This is a genomic window from Hamadaea tsunoensis DSM 44101 (assembly GCF_000428945.1).
GTDB classification, from domain to species: domain Bacteria; phylum Actinomycetota; class Actinomycetes; order Mycobacteriales; family Micromonosporaceae; genus Hamadaea; species Hamadaea tsunoensis.
Window position 1 is genome coordinate 136062 of sequence record NZ_AUAX01000001.1, and the last position, 16289, is coordinate 152350.

The window sequence follows — 16289 nt, forward strand, 5'->3', positions numbered from 1 at the left end:
CCCGCGTCAGCGGAGGCTGTCGGCGATGGTCGCCAGGAGCAGGGCCGTGACCGTACGCGCCATCACGTCCCGGGCCGCGTCGACGGCCAGCGCCAGCTCGTCGCGCAGCATCGCCCAGTTCGCCCAGGTGCTCGCGGCCAGCAGCGCGTCGAGCAGCCCGCCGCGGCCGGACCCGGCCAGGTCGAGTTCGCCGGCGAACAGCACGGAGATCTCCTCGCGGACGAGCCCGATGGCCTGTGCGCGGTTCGCCCGCAGCTGCTCGGAGAAGGGCTCGCGCAGCTGGGCGGCGCGGGCGCAGGGGGCGATCAGTTCGAGCAGGCGGGCCCGCTGGTCGCAGAAGCCGGCCACCCGCTTCGGCAGCGGCAGGTCCGCCGCCACCGGCCGGTACGCGGCCGCGACCTGGGTCGCCAGCCGTTCACCGGAGGCGGCGAACAGGGCTTCCATGTCCTTGAAGTTGGTCCACAGGGCGCGCAGCGAGATGCCCGCCCGCTCGGCGATCCGCTCGCCGGTCGGGCGCAGGTCCCCCGCGCCGACGAGGGCGAGGTGCGCCTCGACGATCGCCGCGCGGGTCCGTTCGGCACGGGCGGTACGCCCGTCGATCCGTGTGGGCATCTCGACGCCGGTCATCTCGCGAGTCTAGCCGGGCCCGCTGGGCGGACCCGGCTGGAGAAAAGGGCGGACCCGGCTGGAGAGAAGGGATGGGCGTACCGCCGGGTGGGTCCAGGGCAGTCCGGCGGCACGCCCGGTATGAGGGGTCAGGCCGAGGGGATGCCGTTCGCCGGCGGAGTGCCCGCCGCGCCGGAGTACTCCGTCACCGCGCCGTCGCCGTCGTCGGTCTGGTAGGTCGGGCCGAAGTAGTCCTGCACTCCCCCGGTCGTCTTGACCATCCGCAGCCCGCCGTACCCGGAGTGGTCGGCCTTCGAGAACCGGAACGGCGCCAGGCCCGGCCCGGTGAAGCCGCCCTTCTCCACGGCCGCGATGAGGCCCTCTCGCGTGAGATCCTTGCCCGCGGCCAGCAGCGCCTGCACGAACAGGTACGCGACCGACATGCCGTACACGACGTTGCCGTCCATGGGCGCGTTGCCGTTGTAGTCCTTGTCGACCTTGGTGAACAGCGTGGTCCACGGGTCGGCGGCGTTGGCCACGGACGGCAGGTAGTTGGCCCCGATCGTGCCTTCGAGCAGGGGTTTGCCCGCGCCGAGCAGGCCGGCCACGGTGCTGTAGTCGCCGCCGACGTTGGAGACCACGAACTGCGGCTTGAAGTTCAGCCGCGCCGCGGTGCCGATCGACAGCGCGGTGAACCCGGGCACGGTCGCCAGGATGACCACCTGGCACTGGGCCGCCGCGAACTTGCCGATCTGCGGGCCGACGTTCGCGTTCGTCACCACGTAGGTGTCCTTGGCCGCCAGGCCGCCGGCACCGAGGATCTTCTCCACGCCGGCCAGGCTGTCCCGGCCGAAGTCGTCGTTCTGGCCGAGGAAGCAGACCTTCTGCCCGGCCATGTTCGCCTTGACGTAGTTGGCGAGGATCTTGCCCTCGACCGTGTAGTCCGGCTGGAAGCCGAAGGTGTCCGGGTACTTGTCCGGCTGGTTCCAGCTCAGGCTGCCGGACGCCACGAACAGGTCCGGCACCTTGTTGGTCTTCAGGAAGTCCAGCACGCCGGTGTGGGTCGGCGTACCGAGGCCGTTGAGGACGGCGAACACCTTGTCCTGCAACACCAGCTGGCGTACGACGTTCTGGGTGTTGGCCGGGTTGTACGCGTCGTCCATGATCTTGTATGTGATCTTGCGGCCGTAGACGCCGCCGTTCGCGTTGACGTAGTCGAAGTACGCCTTCGACGCGGGCGCGATCTTCGAGTATCCGGCCGACGCCGGACCGGTCATCGGCATGTGCGTACCGATGACGATCTCGGAGTCGGTGACGCCGGGGACGGGGGCCTTCGAGCCGCCGCCTCCGCCGTCGCCGGAGCAGCCCGCCGTGACGGCGGCGAGCAGGGTGGTGCACAGGGCGATCGCGAGACCGCTACGTGCGCTGCGCATCGGACACCGGCCTTTCTTCGCTCTTCGGGAGGGGTGTGATCGTGCGGAAGGGAACGAGCTTGCGGAGCAGGCCTTGCAGTCCGCCGGGGGCGGCGATCATGACGATGACGAGGGTCAGGCCGAAGACGGCCAGCGGCAGGTTGCCCTCGACGCGCTGGGCCGCGCCGGGCGACAACGCGAGGCCGACCGTCAGCTGATGGGTGAGGTCGGGCAGGAACACCAGCAGCAGCGCGCCCCACACGGCCCCGGCCAGGCTGCCGAGCCCGCCGACCACCACCGCCATGAGCAGATAGAGCGACAGGCTCAGCGCGTACGCGCCCGGGGACACGCTCTGGGTCAGCACGGCCAGCAGCCCGCCGCCCAGCCCCGCACCGGCCGCGCTGACGACGAAGGCGAGCACCTGCGTGCGGGCCACGTCGATGCCGGCGAGCCGGGCGGCCGTCTCGTCGTCGCGTACGGCGCGGAAGTCTCGGCCGAACCGGCTTCGGGTCAGGTTCGCCAGCAGGACCAGTACGCCCAGCGCGCAGCCCACCGCCAGCCACGCCTGCCACTGTTCGAGGGCGAGGGTGCCGGGCGGCGGATCGAGCGCGACCGGCAGGCCCTGGTCGCTGTTGAAGACGGAGCTCCAGGTCGTGGTGACCGCCGGGACGGCCACGGCGACGGCGAGGGTCACGCCGGCCAGATAAGGGCCGCGCAGCCGGGCGGCGGCCAGCCCGATCACCAGTCCGGCGGCGAGCGCGGCGAGCACCCCGAGCGCCAGCGACAGGCTCAGGATCCCCCACTTGTCCTGGCTCAGCGCCACCGTGTACGCGCCGACGGCCATGAGCGCGCCGTGCCCCAGCGACAGCTGCCCGTTGAGTCCGGTGAGGACGGTCAGCCCCGCCGTGGCGCACAGGTACGCCGCAGCCGTCGCGAGCTGGTAGTCGCGGTACAGCTCCAGCTGGTAGGTCAGCGCCCACAGGGCGGCGCCGCCGGCCGCGGCGATCAGCAGGTGCCGCAGCAACGTGTTCCCCGGAAGGACCCTCATACCCGCCTCGTCGCGGTCGTGGCGAACAGGCCGCCGGGGCGTACCAGGAGGACGGCCAGGAGCAGGACGAGCGCCGCGAGCGGCGTCACGTCGGCCGACAGGTAACCGGCCACATAGGACAGGACCAGGCCGACCGCCAGCCCGCCGACGACCGCGCCGACCGGGCTGTCCAGCCCGCCGACCACCGCCGCCGTGAAGGAGGAGACGAACACCAGGTCCATCGCGTTCGGGTGCAGCCCCAGCTCGGTCGGGATCACCAGCAGCCCGGCGAGGGCGCCGACCGCCGACGCGAGCGCCCAGCCCAGCGTCAGCATCCCGGCCACGTTCACCCCGAGCAGCCGGGACACCTCCGGCGCGAACGCCGAGGCACGCATCCGCAGGCCCACCGGCGTACGCGTGAACAGCAGCGCCAGCCCGGCGACGACCAGCCCGACCGCCCCGAAGACCAGCAGGTCGTACGCGGACAGCAGGGACACCCCGCCGACGGACAGCCCGGTCCGGCTGACGGGCGTGCCGACCGGCCGGTACTCGTTGCCGTAGATGCTCCCGAGCACGGCCTGCACCAGCAGCACGAGCCCGAGCGCGACGATGACCGCGTTGAGCGGCGGCGCGTGCTCGACGAACCGCATGACGACCCGCTCGACGACCGCCCCGAGAACGAGTCCACTTAGGACGGCCGCCGCGAACCCGAGCCAGTAGGACCCGGTCGCCGCCGTCACCGAGTACGCGACGTACACGGCCGCGACGGCCATGGCGCCCTGCGCGAAGTTCACGATCCGGGTCGCCCGCCAGATGAGGACGATCGCCAGCGCGAAGGCCGCGTACACGGCGCCTTTGGACAGGCCGTCGGTCGTGAGGAACAGCCAGCGTTCCACAGGTCCTCCCTAGAATCCCAGGTACGCGTGCCGCAGCGCGGTGTCGTCGCGCAACGCGGCGGCCGGCCCGGCGGCCGCGATCCGGCCGAGGGCGAGCACCACCGCCTCGTCGGCGACGGCCAGCGCGCTGCGGACGTTCTGCTCGACCAGCAGGACGGCCAGGCCGGTCGTGTCGCGCAGGTGCCGCAGTATGGCCATGACCTGCGCGACCGCCTTCGGGGCGAGGCCGAGTGAGGGCTCGTCGACCAGCAGCAGCCGGGGCCGGGCCATGAGCGCCCGGCCGAGCGCGAGCATCTGCCGCTCCCCGCCGGACAGCTGGTGCCCGGCGTGCCCGCGGCGGGCGGCGAGCGCCGGGAACAGCCCGTACACCTCGTCGAGGTCGGCCCGCACGGCGTCGCGGTCGGCCCGCCACAGCCCGCCGAGCCGCAGGTTCTCCGCGACGGTCAGCTCGGCGACGATCCCCCGGCCCTCCGGCACGTGCGCGAGGCCGCGCCGGACCAGGTGTTCCACGCGTACGCCGCGCAGGTCGCAGCCGTCGAACGAGACCGTGCCGGCGGTCGGCTTCAGCAGGCCGGACACGGACCGCAGCAGGGTCGTCTTGCCGGCCCCGTTGGCGCCGAGGACCGCGAGGACGGTGCCCGCCCGGACCTCGAAGTCCACATCGGATAGAACCGGTGCGCCGCCGTAGCCCGCCGTCAGACCCTGTACGCGCAGCAGGCTCACGGCTCCACCCCCAGGTACGCCTCGGCGACAGCCGGGTCGGCGCGGACCTCGGCGGGCGCGCCGGTCGCGATGACCCGGCCGAAGTCGAGGGCGACCACCTCGTCGCAGACGTCCATCACGAAGTCCATGTGGTGCTCGACGAGCAGGACGCCGCACGGCCGGCCGTCCCGCCCGGACAGTCCGCGCACGTGCCCGGCCAGCTCGGCGATGTCGTCCGCGCCCAGGCCGCCGGCCGGCTCGTCGAGCAGCAGCAGCCGGGGCCGGGCCGCGAGCGCCCGGGCGAGCGCGACCTTCTTGCCGATCGCGTACGGGAGGGTGGCGGGCAGCGCGTGCGCGTAGTCGGCCGCGCCGACCTCCGCCAGCAACGCGTACGCCTCGTTCCGCAGCCGCCGCTCGTCGGAGTCCGATCGGGGCGCGCCGAGCAGCGCCGAGACGAACCCCGCCCGGGGCCGCCCGCCGGTCATCACGTTCTCCAGGGCGGTGAGGCCGCCGAACAGCCCGACGCCCTGCAGCGTCCGTGCGATCCCCCGCTCATGCAGCCGGTGAGCCTTGGGCCGCATCGGTTTCCCGTCGAAGGCCAGGCTGCCGGCGGCCGGCCGGACGAACCCGCAGACCACGTTGAACAAGGTGGTCTTGCCGGCCCCGTTGGGCCCGATGACGCCCACGATCCGCCCGGGCGGCACCCGCAGCGACACGTCGTCGAGGGCGACCAGGCCGCCGAAGCGTACGCCGACGCCGTCGAGGGTCAGGCCCGCGTCCACATGCACCTCCGGTCCGCACCTCGGTCACTAATTACACTCGGAGTGTACTTTTAAGCCGCTGAACGTCAATGACTCGTTGCCACTCTGTGACACGAAGGCAACGGGTACCAGTTCAGCGGCTTTTCGATGGTGATCGTTTTTGCATGCTCAGTGTCAGGCGGCGGGCAGGTCCACCAGTTCCGCCAGCCGGGCCCGGTGCCGGTCGGCCGTCCCGAACGCGAGCGCGGAAGCCTTGGCGCGCTTGAGATACAGGTGCGCCGGGTGCTCCCAGGTGAAGCCGATCCCGCCGTGCAGCTGCACGCACGCCTCGGCCGCCGCGACCGCCACCGGACCGCAGTGCGCCTGCGCCAGCGGGGCCGCCACGGGATCGTCGGTACCCGCCGCGTACCTGGCCACGGCCCGCGCCTGCGCCACCGACACCCACACGTCGGCGAGCCGGTGCTTGACCGCCTGGAACGAACCGACCGGCCGGGCGAACTGGTACCGCGTCCGTACATATTCGACAGTCGTCGCGAGGCACCACTCGGCCACGCCCAGCTGCTCCGACGCGAGCAGCGCCGCGCACCGGTCCAGCGCCACGCGGGCGGCCCTCGAACCGCCGGCCAGCGGCGTCCCGCTCACCGCGGGCACCTCCAGGTCCACCAGCGGCCGCGTCTGATCCAGAGCCACCACCGGTGTACGCACGACGGAAGCGGCCCCGACCGCGTACAGGCCGCCCTCGGCGGGAACGAGGAACACATCGGCATCGAGTGCGTCGGCCACACCCCGGACGTGGCCGCCGTCGGCCGGCAGAGCCGGATCAGCCGCCGGTCCGGTGCCGAAGGGCACCGCCAGAGCGACCCGGATCCCGCCGGAGGCGATCTCCCGGAGCAACTCTTCGGCACGGGGATCGGCACACTCCAGGAGGGCGGCCGTGGCAAGAATCGTGCCGAGATACGGCACGGGGGCCACCGCCCGGCCCAACTCTTCCAACGCCACGGCCACCGTCGGCCACCCCGCGTCCGTCCCGCCCAGCCGTTCCGGGATCGCCAGCCCGGTCAGTCCCATGTCGACCAGCCCGGACCAGAGTTCCGCCGGGGGCGGAGCGGCTGTTTCGGCGTACACGAGAGTCTGTGAAACGGGGAGACGAGCCGCGAGCAGGGCGCGGAGAGCGACCCGGAGGTCTTCTTCCCATGACGAATAGAGGAGGGTCATCGCGGCAGGTCCTTCCAGGCGACGGCGACGTCGGCGCGCGGTTCCCCGGGAAGTCGCAGGACGCGCTCGGCGATGATGGAGCGGAGGATCTCGGACGTGCCGCCTTCGATCGACGTGCCCTTGGCTCGCAGGTAGCGGTGGGTGGGCGAGCGGTCGAGCAGGTCGACGCCCGCGGGCCGGCGCGGCGACCAGTCGTCGTGGCGCAGGCCGTCGCCGGCGAGCAGGTCGAGTTCGAGACCGGTGATCTCCTGGAGGAGGCCGGCGAAGGCGAGCTTGACCGCGGAGCCCTCGGGACCGGGGTCGCCCGCGGCGAGCTGCTCGCGCAGCCGCTCGCCGGTCAGCCGGACCGCCTCGGCCGCGACCCAGGAGCGCAGCAGCGCGTCGTGCAGGCCCGGCGTACGCAGTTCGGGGCGCTCCCGCCAGGTTCGGGCGACCGCACCGATCACGCCGCCCTCGCGGGGGACGGCCTGTCCGCCGATCGTGACGCGCTCGTGCATCAGCGTCGTCCGCGCGACCGCCCAGCCCTCGCCCACCTGGCCGAGCCGGAGGGAGTCGTCCAGGCGTACGCCGCTCAGGAACACTTCGTTGAACTCCGCCTCGCCGGTCAGCTGCCGCAACGGCCGAACCTGCACTCCCGGTGCGCGCATATCGCAGATGAAGTACGTGAGCCCGGCGTGCTTCGGCGCGGCCGGATCCGTCCGGGCGAGCAGGATCGCCCAGCGGGCGTAGTGGGCCTGCGAGGTCCACACCTTCTGCCCGTCCACGATCCACCCGTCGCCGTCGCGTACCGCTTTGGTGGCGAGGCCGGCCAGGTCGGAGCCGGCGCCGGGCTCGCTGAACAGCTGGCACCACACCTCCTCGCCGGTCCACAGCGGACGCAGGTACCGCCGCCGCTGCTCGTCGGTGCCGTGCCGGAGCAGGGTCGGCGCCGCCATGCCCAGCCCGACGGCGGCGCGCCGCGGTTCGTTGTCCGGTACGCCGGCCGCCGCGAACAGCCCGTCCACCTCGGCCTGCCAGGCCCGGGAGACACCCAGACCGCCGAGCCCGAACGGGTAGTGGACCCAGGCGAGGCCGGCGTCGAACCGGGCCCGTAGGAAACCTTTCCGGTCACCGGGGTCGTGGGTGGCGAGAAAGTCTCGGACGAGGGCGGACAGTCGCTCGGAGGTCATCGGCTGATCGGTCACGCGGCGCTCCCCATATAGATGCACTGTTGGTGCAAATATAAAGAGGGCCGCCGGGAGCTGTCGAGCGGGCGTACCCTTCCCGCAAGGGTGGCCGTTGACCCAGCATGACGTCGCGGACGCTCCCGAGCGGCGTCAGTATCGTCCCCAGCAGGATCGTCCCCAGCGATGTGAGGGCGGTGGCATGCAGCCCGCGTACCTGGCCGACGCCGGTGCCGACCCGCGATCCCGGTCGCGGGAGATAGCCCACGCCCACGAGGCTTTCCTCGCGGGCGTCGACGGCGGCGCCCTGGACATCCGCCCCGTCGTCGCCCAGTCCTGGCAGCGCTCGTTCCGGGCGGGCGTCGACCCCGGCCGCGTACCGCCGATCACGCTGACCGACGAGGCCCTCGACGCGTACCGGGCGGCGCACCCGCTCGCCCAGACCCTGTCCGTGCTGCGGCAGGTGATCGGCAGCGTGACCGACGACGGACGCCACCTCATGGTCGTCGCCGACGCGCACGGCCAGCTGCTGTGGGTCGAGGGGCAGTCCAGCGCCCGGGCGACCGCCGAACGGATGAACTTCGTCGAAGGCGCGCTCTGGGACGAGGAGCACGCCGGCACCAACGCCCCCGGCACCGCGCTCGCGCTCGACGAGGCCGTGCAGATCTTCGCCACGGAGCACTTCGCGTACCAGGCGCAGTCGTGGACCTGTGCCGCGGCGCCGATCCACGACCCGTCGACGGGCGCGCTGCTCGGGGTCGTCGACGTCACCGGCCACGACGTCGTCGCGCACCCGCACAGCCTCGCGCTCATGAAGGCGGCCGCGCTCGCCGCCGAGGCCCAGCTCGCCTTCCGCTACCAGGCCGGGCTGTGGCGGCCGGCGCTGCGCGAACCCGTACGCCTCGACGTCCTGCACCGGCCCGAGGGAGTGCTGCACCGCGACGGCCGGGAGATCCGGCTGAGCCTGCGCCACACCGAACTGCTCCTGCTGCTGCGCGAAAACCCGAAAGGGCTCACGGGCGAGCAGCTGGCCGAGGCGCTCTACGACGAGAGCGCGAACCCGATCACGCTGCGCGTCGAGCTGAACCGGCTCCGGCGGGTCGTCGGCGACCTCGTCCGGTCCCGGCCCTACCAGCTCACGCAGGAGATCGAGGCGGACTACGCGGGCGTCGCCCAGGCCCTCGACGCCGGCGACGTACGCGCGGCCGTCGAGGCGTACGCGGGCCCGCTGCTGCCGCGCTCGGAGGCCCAGGCGGTCATCGACCTGCGCGACTCGCTCGCCTGCCGGATGCGTACGGCGGTGCTCGCCCACCGCGCGCCCGAGGTCGTCGAGGCCTGGGCGACCGGAGCCGGCCGCGACGACCTGGAGATCTGGGAGCACCTGCTGGCCCTGTCACCGCGCTCGGTGATCGCCGCCGTCAAGGTCGCCCGGCTGCGCGCCGAATACGGCCTGCCGCCCGCACCGGCGACCCAGTCGGTTGCAACCTTCATGCAACGTCGGCGTACCTAATGTAACGATCGGCTCCTCTGCTGCGCGGCCTCTCCTCCGCTGAGGCAGTGGAATCGGCTCGGCGCACCTCCACAGCGCCCCGGGCACTCGCCGGGCGGGACTCGCACCGTCTCCGCCCGGCGAGCCGACCGCCTACTCGTCGGTGCCCATCATCACGGCCGCCATCCGCAGATGCGGCACGGCCTCCGCCCGCCGGCCGGCCCGCTGCAGGGTCCGGCCCAGCACGAGATGGGCGTACGCCTCGGTGGGCTCCCGTTCGATGATCACTCGCAGATGCTCTTCGGCCTTGCGCAGCTGCGCGGTGTGGTAGTACGTCCGGGCCAGCAGCAGGCGCGACGCCTGATGCGTGGGCTCGGCCGCCACCACCTCGGCGAGCAGGATCTCGGCGGTCCGGTAGTCCTGCGCGTCGAAGAACAGCTGAGCGCGCTGGTAGCGCTCGGCCAGGTCCAGTTCGGGCCACAGCTTCTCTTCCACGCTCCGCGCAACGCCCCCGGCCGGCCCTGCATTCCCCGTGAGCTGGACGACAATGGGACCGTGAGCTACCTGCTGGACAACCGGCGCACGGAGGCCGGCCGCCGGTTCGCGGCGATCTCCGAGCTGTTCGACGCCACCACCTTCCGCCACCTCGCGGCGACCGGGATCGCCCCGGACTGGCGCTGCTGGGAGGTGGGTGCGGGTTCGCCGGCCGTCGCGGGCTGGCTGGCCGCCCGGTGCGCGTACGTGCTGGCCACCGACATCGACACGACCTGGCTCGGCGGCGACCAGCCCTTCGAGGTACGCCGGCACGACGTGGCCGCCGATCCGCCGCCGGGCGGGGATTTCGACCTGATCCACGCCCGCCTGGTGCTCGTGCACGTCCCCGAGCGCGCGGCGGCGCTGGCGTCCCTGGTCGACGCCCTGCGACCGGGCGGCTGGCTGGTCGTCGAGGACGCGGATCCCGCTCTGCAGCCGCTGAGCTGCCCCGACGAGGCCGGCCCGGCGCAGGAACTGGCGAACCGCATCCGGCGCGGCTTCCGTACGCTGCTCGCCCGGCGCGGAGCGGAGCTGGACTACGGCCGCAAGCTGCCCCGGCTGCTGCGCGACGCCGGCCTCACCCAGGTACGCGCCGAGGCCTGGTTCCCGCTCACCGCCCCGGCCAACGCCGTCCTGGAGCGGGCGACGGTGGAGCAGTTGCGGGGACAGCTGGTGGACGCCGGCCTCGCCACCGAGGACGAGATCGCCGAACATCTGACCAATGTGGACAATGGGCGGCTGGATCTGGCGCCCGCGCCGCTGATCTCCGCGACCGGTCGCCGTTCTTAGAACTTATGGGCTGGTGAGGCGGCCGACGGCGAACGCGTACGGGTCGTGGGTCGACTTCAGCAGGGTCACCAGGGCGGCCTGCCGGCCGGCGAGTTCCGCCACCACCTCCGCCGGCGGCGTCGACGGCCAGGTACCGAGGAACTCCAGCGTCAGGTCCAGCAGCAGCACTCCCGCCCGGGCGAGCGCCACGTCACCGGGGTTGGTGAACGCACCGTCGTGCAGGGCGATGTTGCGCAGGGCGTACAGGGAGTCCAGTGTGGACTTGACGGCGGCGGCGGTCCGGACGAGCCAGCGCGCGACCGTGTTGGGCGTGCGCAGCCGCAGCCGCCACACCTCCAGTTCGCCCAGGTCCAGCTCGGCCACGGCGGCCCGGGCGGCGACGATCGCAGCCGGCTCGTCGGTCCGGGGCGGCCGCAGCAGCGCCAGCCACCCGTCGAGATCGGGCAGGTGCCGGCCGTCCGGCCTGGGCAGGACGGGCACCGTTCCCGGGCGCGCCACCCGCAGCGTCCGGTCGTAGTGCAGGTACGCCGCCACGATCGCCTGCCGCAACAGCTGCAGACTCAGCGACGCGGCCAGGTCCGGGGCGGACCGCGGCCCGAACCCGGCCGCCTCCAGCCCGACCCAGGTCAGCGCCGCCCGGGTCAGCGGCGTCTCGGTGGTACGCGCCAGATGCGCCATCCGCATCGCCGGCCGCAGTCCCGCCGGCCACTGCCGCACCAGCGGGTACGCGGTGTGCGTACTGCTGCCGACCGTGTCGGACCGGGTCGTGCGGCGGTCCCCGACGGCGGCGGTGAGCGTACGCGGTCCGAGGCGCAGGTCGCCCAGCCGGTCGCCGGCCAGGTACTGATCGAGGATCTCGGTGACCGTCCGCCGCCCGCGTACGCCGGCCGTGCCCCGGTCGAGCGCCTCGACCCGCAGCAGGACCAGGCACGCGGGCCGCCCCTGCCGCGCGCCGGCCGCGAACCGCCGCAGCGCCGCCGTCGCCGGTCCCCATCCGGCCGGCTGCGTACCCGCGGTCGCGTACGGCATGGCCGCGGCCGGGCCGACCCGCACGCAGGTGGCCCCCGGGTGCAGGGACTCGATCCCGGCCAGCACGTTCGCACCTTCGACCACGCACGCCACGTGGAACTCGCGCGCCTCGGGCCACAACGCGTCGAACACCGCCCCGGCCTCGGTGGTCCGCCGCAGCGCCGCGCTCACGTCGGCCACCAGGTCCTGCGGGTCCCGCCCGACCGCCACCAGCTGCCCGCCGACCTGCGCCGCGATGAACTCCAGCCGCGCGCACTCGGCCGCCGTCCGCGCCGGGCCGTCCCAGCCCGCGGCGAACTGCGCGCGTACCGCCGCCCGCAAGCCGTCGCGCAGGCCCCCGAGATCCGGCGCGGCCTCCGCGTGCACCACCCCGTGCAGCGCCTTGCGCACCTCGCCCAGCCAGGCATCCTCCGGGAGTACGCGATGCGCCTCCGACGCGAGGAGATCAGCCCGGACGGCGATCGACCGGATCAGGCCGCGCGCCGGTTGCCCGGACCGCGCATGATTCGCGATGACCCCGCTCAGCTGGGACAGTTCCACGCCGAGGCAGCCGGCGATGACCGGATCGTCGACGGCGAGGCTGCGCGGGTCGACCGCCCGGACGATCGCGCCGATCAGATGCCGTCGGCCCCGATCGGCCGGCGCGGCGGCGACCAGCCGCGGATCAAGGTACGCGAACCCCACCCGCGGAGTGTGTCAGGCCTTTCGCCAGGCCCGCACACCGAATACGCCGACGGTCGTCCCGATCGCCAGCGAAGCGATGATCAGCAGAGCGTGCACCCACAGGAACGAGGTCGGGGTGTCCCCGGTGAACGCCCGGGGATCCTTCCAGATGGCGACGGCGAACCGGGGCCAGATCACCCAGTTCCACACGCCGACCAGCACGAGGAAGACAGCCCACCCTTTAGTCACACGCACACCTCAGACTATCGCTCCCGGAAAGATGACGACCTTCAAGATCATTTACGGCATTTGTCCCGGGTTCGTCGATCTCACCTCCGCTCCTCGCGCGGGAGACCGTTGCGCCCCTATCGCTCCGACTCACACCCGGGATGCTCGACGATCTTGCGCGAGTGCCCCGAATTTCGTCCGGTGTACCCGGAATGCCCGAACATTCGCGCAAGATCGTCGACCGTGGGGTGATCGTTGACGGGTGAGGTGCGGAAACCGCCACCCGATGCATGATCGTTTACGGTTCTGGAGCACGTTGACCGGCTTCTGCTGCACCTGACGCGTAAACGATCATGCAGATCGGGCCGGATTTACACCTCAGCCGCAATCGATCAAGAAATCAGCGCACCGTGTCCACCCGGCGGAAGATCATTCCCGCATCCCGGGCTTTGGCTGTCGGCGGTACGGCGTGGACGTGATCCACAGCGGCTGAGATGTCAAAACGCACCCTCGCCCAAGATCTACAGCGGTGGGGATGCAAGAAGTCGGCCTCTACCTACATCCCAGCCGCATTGGATCGAGGGGACGGGATCGAAAACTACATCCCCACCGCGAACGATCACCACCCAGCCGCCCAGCCGCCCAGCCGCCCGGCCGCCCAGCCGATCCGTCCAGCCGGCCACAACGGACAGTCGCGACAAAGCCCGGACCGGCCAGAGCCCCGATCTTCCCTGCGGTCGACGATCTTGCACGAATGTTCGGGCATTCCGGGTACACCGGACGAAATTCGGGGCATTCGCGCAAGATCGTCGAGCATCTTGGGGCACGAGTTGGAAGCGAGATCGACGAACCCGGGACAAAAATATGATCTTGAAAGTGGTTTCAGGATCAGAGCACCGTGCCATGTCGGCGATCGGCTCAGGAGTCGCGCTTTGATAGGTCGAAGAACAAGCTGGGTATGGCGTTAGGGTGAATGGTATGAGCAATCCCGCGCTGGCCGCGCTCGAAGAGTCGGGTCTGGAGCACCGCGTGATCCGGCACGGTCCGGTCGGCAGCCTGCGGGAGGCGGCCGACGCCCGGGGTGTCGAGGTCGCGGACGTCGTGAAGACCATCGTGGTACGCCGCGGCGACGACGACTTCCTGTTCGCGCTGGTCCCCGGCGGCCGGATGATCTCCTGGCCCAAGCTGCGTACGCTGCTGTCGGTCAGCCGCCTGTCGATGCCGGACGCGGCGACGGCGAAGGCCGCGACGGGGTACGAGCGCGGGACGATCACGCCGTTCGGCGCGCTGAAGGCGTGGCCGGTGATCGCCGACGAGCGGCTGCGCGGCCGGCTCGTGACGCTGGGCGGCGGCGAGCACGGGGTGGCCGTCGCGGTGAACTCCGACGACGCGGTCGCCGAACTCGACGGCCTGTACGCCGACATCACCGACGAGGAGCCGGCGGCCTGAGACCACCGGCCCCACACCGCCGGCCCCACACCGCCGGCCCGCAACCGGCAGCCCCGCAACCACCGGCCGCACAACCGGCGGTCCCACGACCGCCGGCTCGTCTGTGGACGGTCAGATGCCGCAGTTGCTGGCGCTCCAGAAGTGGTAGCTCGGGCTGCTCGCCACGTGCGCGTGGTCGGAGTGGTCCGGGTAGCCGGGGCCGAGGATCTCGCCGAAGCCGTGGTAGCGGGCCTCCTGCGCCATCCGGCAGAACGACGGCGAGCCGGTGAGGTCGGCCGCGTCGCCGTACATGTGGCGGCTGTTCGAGGCGCCGCCGACCGCACTGTTGCAGGCCGCGCTGCGGAAGGCGCTGGAGATGTAGATCGGCACGTCACCCAGCGCGTGCCGGAGCGCTTCGAGCTTCCACATCAACTGCAGCGCGTTCGCCTTCGCGGTCGCCGCCGACACCGCGCCGCCGGCCCACGTGGAGTTGCAGTTGTTCAGTTCCGCGTACGCGAAGTGGATGGGTGTGCAGTCGTCGTCCTGCAGGGAGTAGAGCTTGGCGAACGTGTTGGGGCCGGCGATGCCGTCGGCCGTCAGCCCGTAGGCCGCCTGGAACCGGCTCACGGCGGCGGCGGTGGCCGGGCCGAAGGCGCCGTCGGTGGCGAGGATGCTGTTGTACCCGGCCCAGCCCGCGACCCGGATCTGCAGCTGGGTGACGTCGGCGCCGCTGGCGCCCTGGCTCAGCGTACGGCCCCAGGTGTAGCAGCCGTCGGCGTGCGCCGGAGCGGCGGACAGCACGATCGTGGCCGTGAACGAGGCGATCGCCACGGCAGTGGAAAGCAGAATTCGCATAGCTCGATGCAACATGGCCTACAGAGTGTCGGTGCCGTCAACGATTTTCAAGACCTTGGCAAGTTAAGAAAAGGAAACACAACGGAGTCCGTACGCCGACACTCCTGTTCGGACCCCCGGAACCGGCCCTAGTCTCGGGCTCATGACGCTGAGCCCGACGATCGCGCAGCACCTCCACCCGGACGTTCCCGCCGTGTCGGCGGCGACTCTCGTGAACGGCGTGGCCGACACGGGCACCGCCGGCTGTACGCCGGACACGCTGTTCCAGGCGGCCTCGATCAGCAAGCCCGTCGCGGCGCTGGCCGCCCTCATCCTCGTCGACAACGACGTGCTGGAGCTCGACACCGGCGTCAACGACCAGCTCGGCTCGTGGCGCATCCCGGACGACCCCGACTGGGCCAACCGCATCACCTTGCGCCAGTTGCTGTGCCACGGCGGCGGGCTGGGCCCCGACTCCTACCCCGGCTATCCACAGGGGACAGTCCTGCCGAGTCTCGACGACGTCCTCGCCGGCCGGGCTCCCGCCAACGCCCCCGGCGTACGCAGCCTCGGCCTGCCCGGACTCGCGCCGCTCTACTCCGGCGGCGGATACAGCGTGATCCAGCGGCTCATCGAGGACAACCAGACCCGCTCGTACGCGGAATTCGTCAACGAGCGCATCTTCCTTCCGCTCGGCATGGTGAACGCCACCTTCACCGCACCCGACCCCGCCGAAGCCGCCCTCGGCCACGCGCGCGGCAACCCGCTGCCCGGCGGCTGGCGGCTGCATCCCGAACTGGCCGCGGCCGGGCTCTGGTGCACCCCGACCGACCTCGTCCTCTTCGCGGCAGCCCTGCAGAACGCCTTCACCGCCGGACCGCAGGCGATCCTCGACCCCATCCTCGCCCAGGCCATGATGGTCGAGCACCTGCCCGGCTGGGGCCTCGGCGTCGAGCTCGCCGGACCGGCCAACGGCCGCTGGTTCCACCACGGCGGCAGCAACGAGGGCTACCGCGCGCACCTGTCGGCCACCGTCGGGACCGGACCGGCCGTCGCGGTGATGACCAACGGCGAGGACGGCGGCGAGGTGATCGACCCGCTGACCGCCGCACTGCGTACGGGCCTGGCGTGGCCGGACCCCGCCGCCCTCGTACCGACCGGGAACGTCGAGGACCTGCCGCCCGTCGACCCGGAGCAGGTCGCCGCCCTGTATTCGGGGACGTACGTGACATTGGACGGGTACGAGCTGATCCTGTCGGGCGTGGGCCGCCGCTTCACCCTCCGGGCGCAGGGCCAGCGGCCGATCCCGATCATTCCGCTGTCCAAGACGCGCGCGATCTCGCCGGCGCTGCCGATCTCCCTGACCTTCACGCTGGACCCGGCCGGCGTACCGACCGGCCTGACCCTCCACCAGTTCGACGTAGCCGTCATCGCCGTCAAGTCCTGACCCGAGACCTCTGCACTCCTTCCCGGTTACTGTTTGGAGTCTTTACTGTTAAGACTGTTGAATGTA

Annotated in this window: 16 protein-coding genes; 4 read left to right on the plus strand and 12 right to left on the minus strand. The window is 72.0% G+C overall.

Going from position 1 to position 16289, the window contains the following annotated elements:
* Positions 1 to 6 precede the first annotated feature (6 nt).
* The 8 genes from G401_RS0100595 to G401_RS0100630 form a co-directional block, all read right to left on the minus strand.
* Positions 7 to 627, minus strand: coding sequence for a TetR/AcrR family transcriptional regulator (locus G401_RS0100595; RefSeq protein ID WP_027340962.1), 621 nt, complete (start codon positions 625 to 627; stop codon positions 7 to 9).
* 128 nt (positions 628 to 755) lie between these two features.
* Entirely contained in the window at positions 756 to 2039 is a 1284-nt protein-coding gene (locus G401_RS0100600) for an ABC transporter substrate-binding protein (protein WP_027340963.1), read from the minus strand.
* Positions 2023 to 3066, minus strand: coding sequence for a branched-chain amino acid ABC transporter permease (locus tag G401_RS42580; RefSeq protein WP_084556659.1), 1044 nt, complete (start codon positions 3064 to 3066; stop codon positions 2023 to 2025). Before G401_RS42580 ends, G401_RS0100600 begins: the two co-directional genes overlap by 17 nt.
* On the minus strand, positions 3063 to 3941 hold the full coding sequence (locus G401_RS0100610) for a branched-chain amino acid ABC transporter permease (protein WP_027340964.1): 879 nt from the start codon (positions 3939 to 3941) through the stop codon (positions 3063 to 3065). The genes G401_RS42580 and G401_RS0100610 overlap by 4 nt, the downstream gene beginning before the upstream one ends.
* A 9-nt stretch (positions 3942 to 3950) precedes the next feature.
* Positions 3951 to 4664, minus strand: a complete 714-nt coding sequence (locus G401_RS0100615; protein WP_034590361.1) for an ABC transporter ATP-binding protein — start codon at positions 4662 to 4664, stop codon at positions 3951 to 3953.
* Positions 4661 to 5425: an ABC transporter ATP-binding protein gene (locus G401_RS0100620; protein WP_027340966.1), complete on the minus strand. Its 765-nt coding sequence runs from the start codon at positions 5423 to 5425 to the stop codon at positions 4661 to 4663. The genes G401_RS0100615 and G401_RS0100620 overlap by 4 nt, the downstream gene beginning before the upstream one ends.
* Before the next feature lie 153 nt (positions 5426 to 5578).
* Positions 5579 to 6619, minus strand: coding sequence for an acyl-CoA dehydrogenase family protein (locus G401_RS0100625; protein WP_034590362.1), 1041 nt, complete (start codon positions 6617 to 6619; stop codon positions 5579 to 5581).
* Positions 6616 to 7803, minus strand: a complete 1188-nt coding sequence (locus G401_RS0100630; protein WP_245601561.1) for an acyl-CoA dehydrogenase family protein — start codon at positions 7801 to 7803, stop codon at positions 6616 to 6618. The genes G401_RS0100625 and G401_RS0100630 overlap by 4 nt, the downstream gene beginning before the upstream one ends.
* 181 nt (positions 7804 to 7984) lie before the next feature.
* Between G401_RS0100630 and G401_RS0100635 the strand changes: the two genes are divergently transcribed.
* Positions 7985 to 9292, plus strand: coding sequence for a GAF domain-containing protein (locus tag G401_RS0100635; RefSeq protein WP_027340968.1), 1308 nt, complete (start codon positions 7985 to 7987; stop codon positions 9290 to 9292).
* 132 nt (positions 9293 to 9424) lie between these two features.
* Here G401_RS0100635 and G401_RS0100640 read toward each other — a convergent pair whose 3' ends face one another.
* Complete coding sequence (locus tag G401_RS0100640) at positions 9425 to 9766, minus strand: tetratricopeptide repeat protein (RefSeq protein ID WP_034590461.1); 342 nt, start codon at positions 9764 to 9766, stop codon at positions 9425 to 9427.
* A gap of 60 nt (positions 9767 to 9826) precedes the next feature.
* On the opposite strand from G401_RS0100640, the gene G401_RS0100645 reads away from it, so the two are divergent.
* Positions 9827 to 10594: a class I SAM-dependent methyltransferase gene (locus G401_RS0100645; protein ID WP_245601562.1), complete on the plus strand. Its 768-nt coding sequence runs from the start codon at positions 9827 to 9829 to the stop codon at positions 10592 to 10594.
* A 3-nt stretch (positions 10595 to 10597) separates the two neighbouring features.
* Here G401_RS0100645 and G401_RS0100650 read toward each other — a convergent pair whose 3' ends face one another.
* Together G401_RS0100650 and G401_RS0100655 are read right to left on the minus strand one after the other, a co-directional pair.
* Entirely contained in the window at positions 10598 to 12307 is a 1710-nt protein-coding gene (locus tag G401_RS0100650; protein WP_027340970.1) for a hypothetical protein, read from the minus strand.
* Between the two features lie 12 nt (positions 12308 to 12319).
* Complete coding sequence (locus G401_RS0100655) at positions 12320 to 12535, minus strand: SCO4848 family membrane protein (protein ID WP_245601563.1); 216 nt, start codon at positions 12533 to 12535, stop codon at positions 12320 to 12322.
* Between the two features lie 957 nt (positions 12536 to 13492).
* Between G401_RS0100655 and G401_RS0100660 the strand changes: the two genes are divergently transcribed.
* Positions 13493 to 13963, plus strand: a complete 471-nt coding sequence (locus G401_RS0100660) for an aminoacyl-tRNA deacylase (RefSeq protein WP_027340972.1) — start codon at positions 13493 to 13495, stop codon at positions 13961 to 13963.
* Positions 13964 to 14074: 111 nt separating this feature from the next.
* On the opposite strand, the gene G401_RS0100665 is transcribed toward G401_RS0100660, so the two are convergent.
* A complete protein-coding gene (locus tag G401_RS0100665) occupies positions 14075 to 14797 on the minus strand; it encodes a D-Ala-D-Ala carboxypeptidase family metallohydrolase (protein WP_051365967.1) in 723 nt (240 codons plus the stop codon).
* A 142-nt stretch (positions 14798 to 14939) separates the two neighbouring features.
* Here G401_RS0100665 and G401_RS42585 point away from each other — a divergent pair, with 142 nt between their 5' ends.
* Positions 14940 to 16223, plus strand: coding sequence for a serine hydrolase domain-containing protein (locus tag G401_RS42585; protein ID WP_051365968.1), 1284 nt, complete (start codon positions 14940 to 14942; stop codon positions 16221 to 16223).
* Positions 16224 to 16289 lie beyond the last annotated feature (66 nt).

Coding starts and splice junctions, on each gene's coding strand:
- G401_RS0100595 (WP_027340962.1), bottom strand. CDS start 627: ATGACCGGCGTCGAGATGCCCACACGGATCGACGGGCGTACCGCCCGT.
- G401_RS0100600 (WP_027340963.1), bottom strand. CDS start 2,039: ATGCGCAGCGCACGTAGCGGTCTCGCGATCGCCCTGTGCACCACCCTG.
- G401_RS42580 (WP_084556659.1), bottom strand. CDS start 3,066: ATGAGGGTCCTTCCGGGGAACACGTTGCTGCGGCACCTGCTGATCGCC.
- G401_RS0100625 (WP_034590362.1), bottom strand. CDS start 6,619: ATGACCCTCCTCTATTCGTCATGGGAAGAAGACCTCCGGGTCGCTCTC.
- G401_RS0100635 (WP_027340968.1), top strand. CDS start 7,985: ATGCAGCCCGCGTACCTGGCCGACGCCGGTGCCGACCCGCGATCCCGG.
- G401_RS0100660 (WP_027340972.1), top strand. CDS start 13,493: ATGAGCAATCCCGCGCTGGCCGCGCTCGAAGAGTCGGGTCTGGAGCAC.
- G401_RS0100665 (WP_051365967.1), bottom strand. CDS start 14,797: ATGCGAATTCTGCTTTCCACTGCCGTGGCGATCGCCTCGTTCACGGCC.
- G401_RS42585 (WP_051365968.1), top strand. CDS start 14,940: ATGACGCTGAGCCCGACGATCGCGCAGCACCTCCACCCGGACGTTCCC.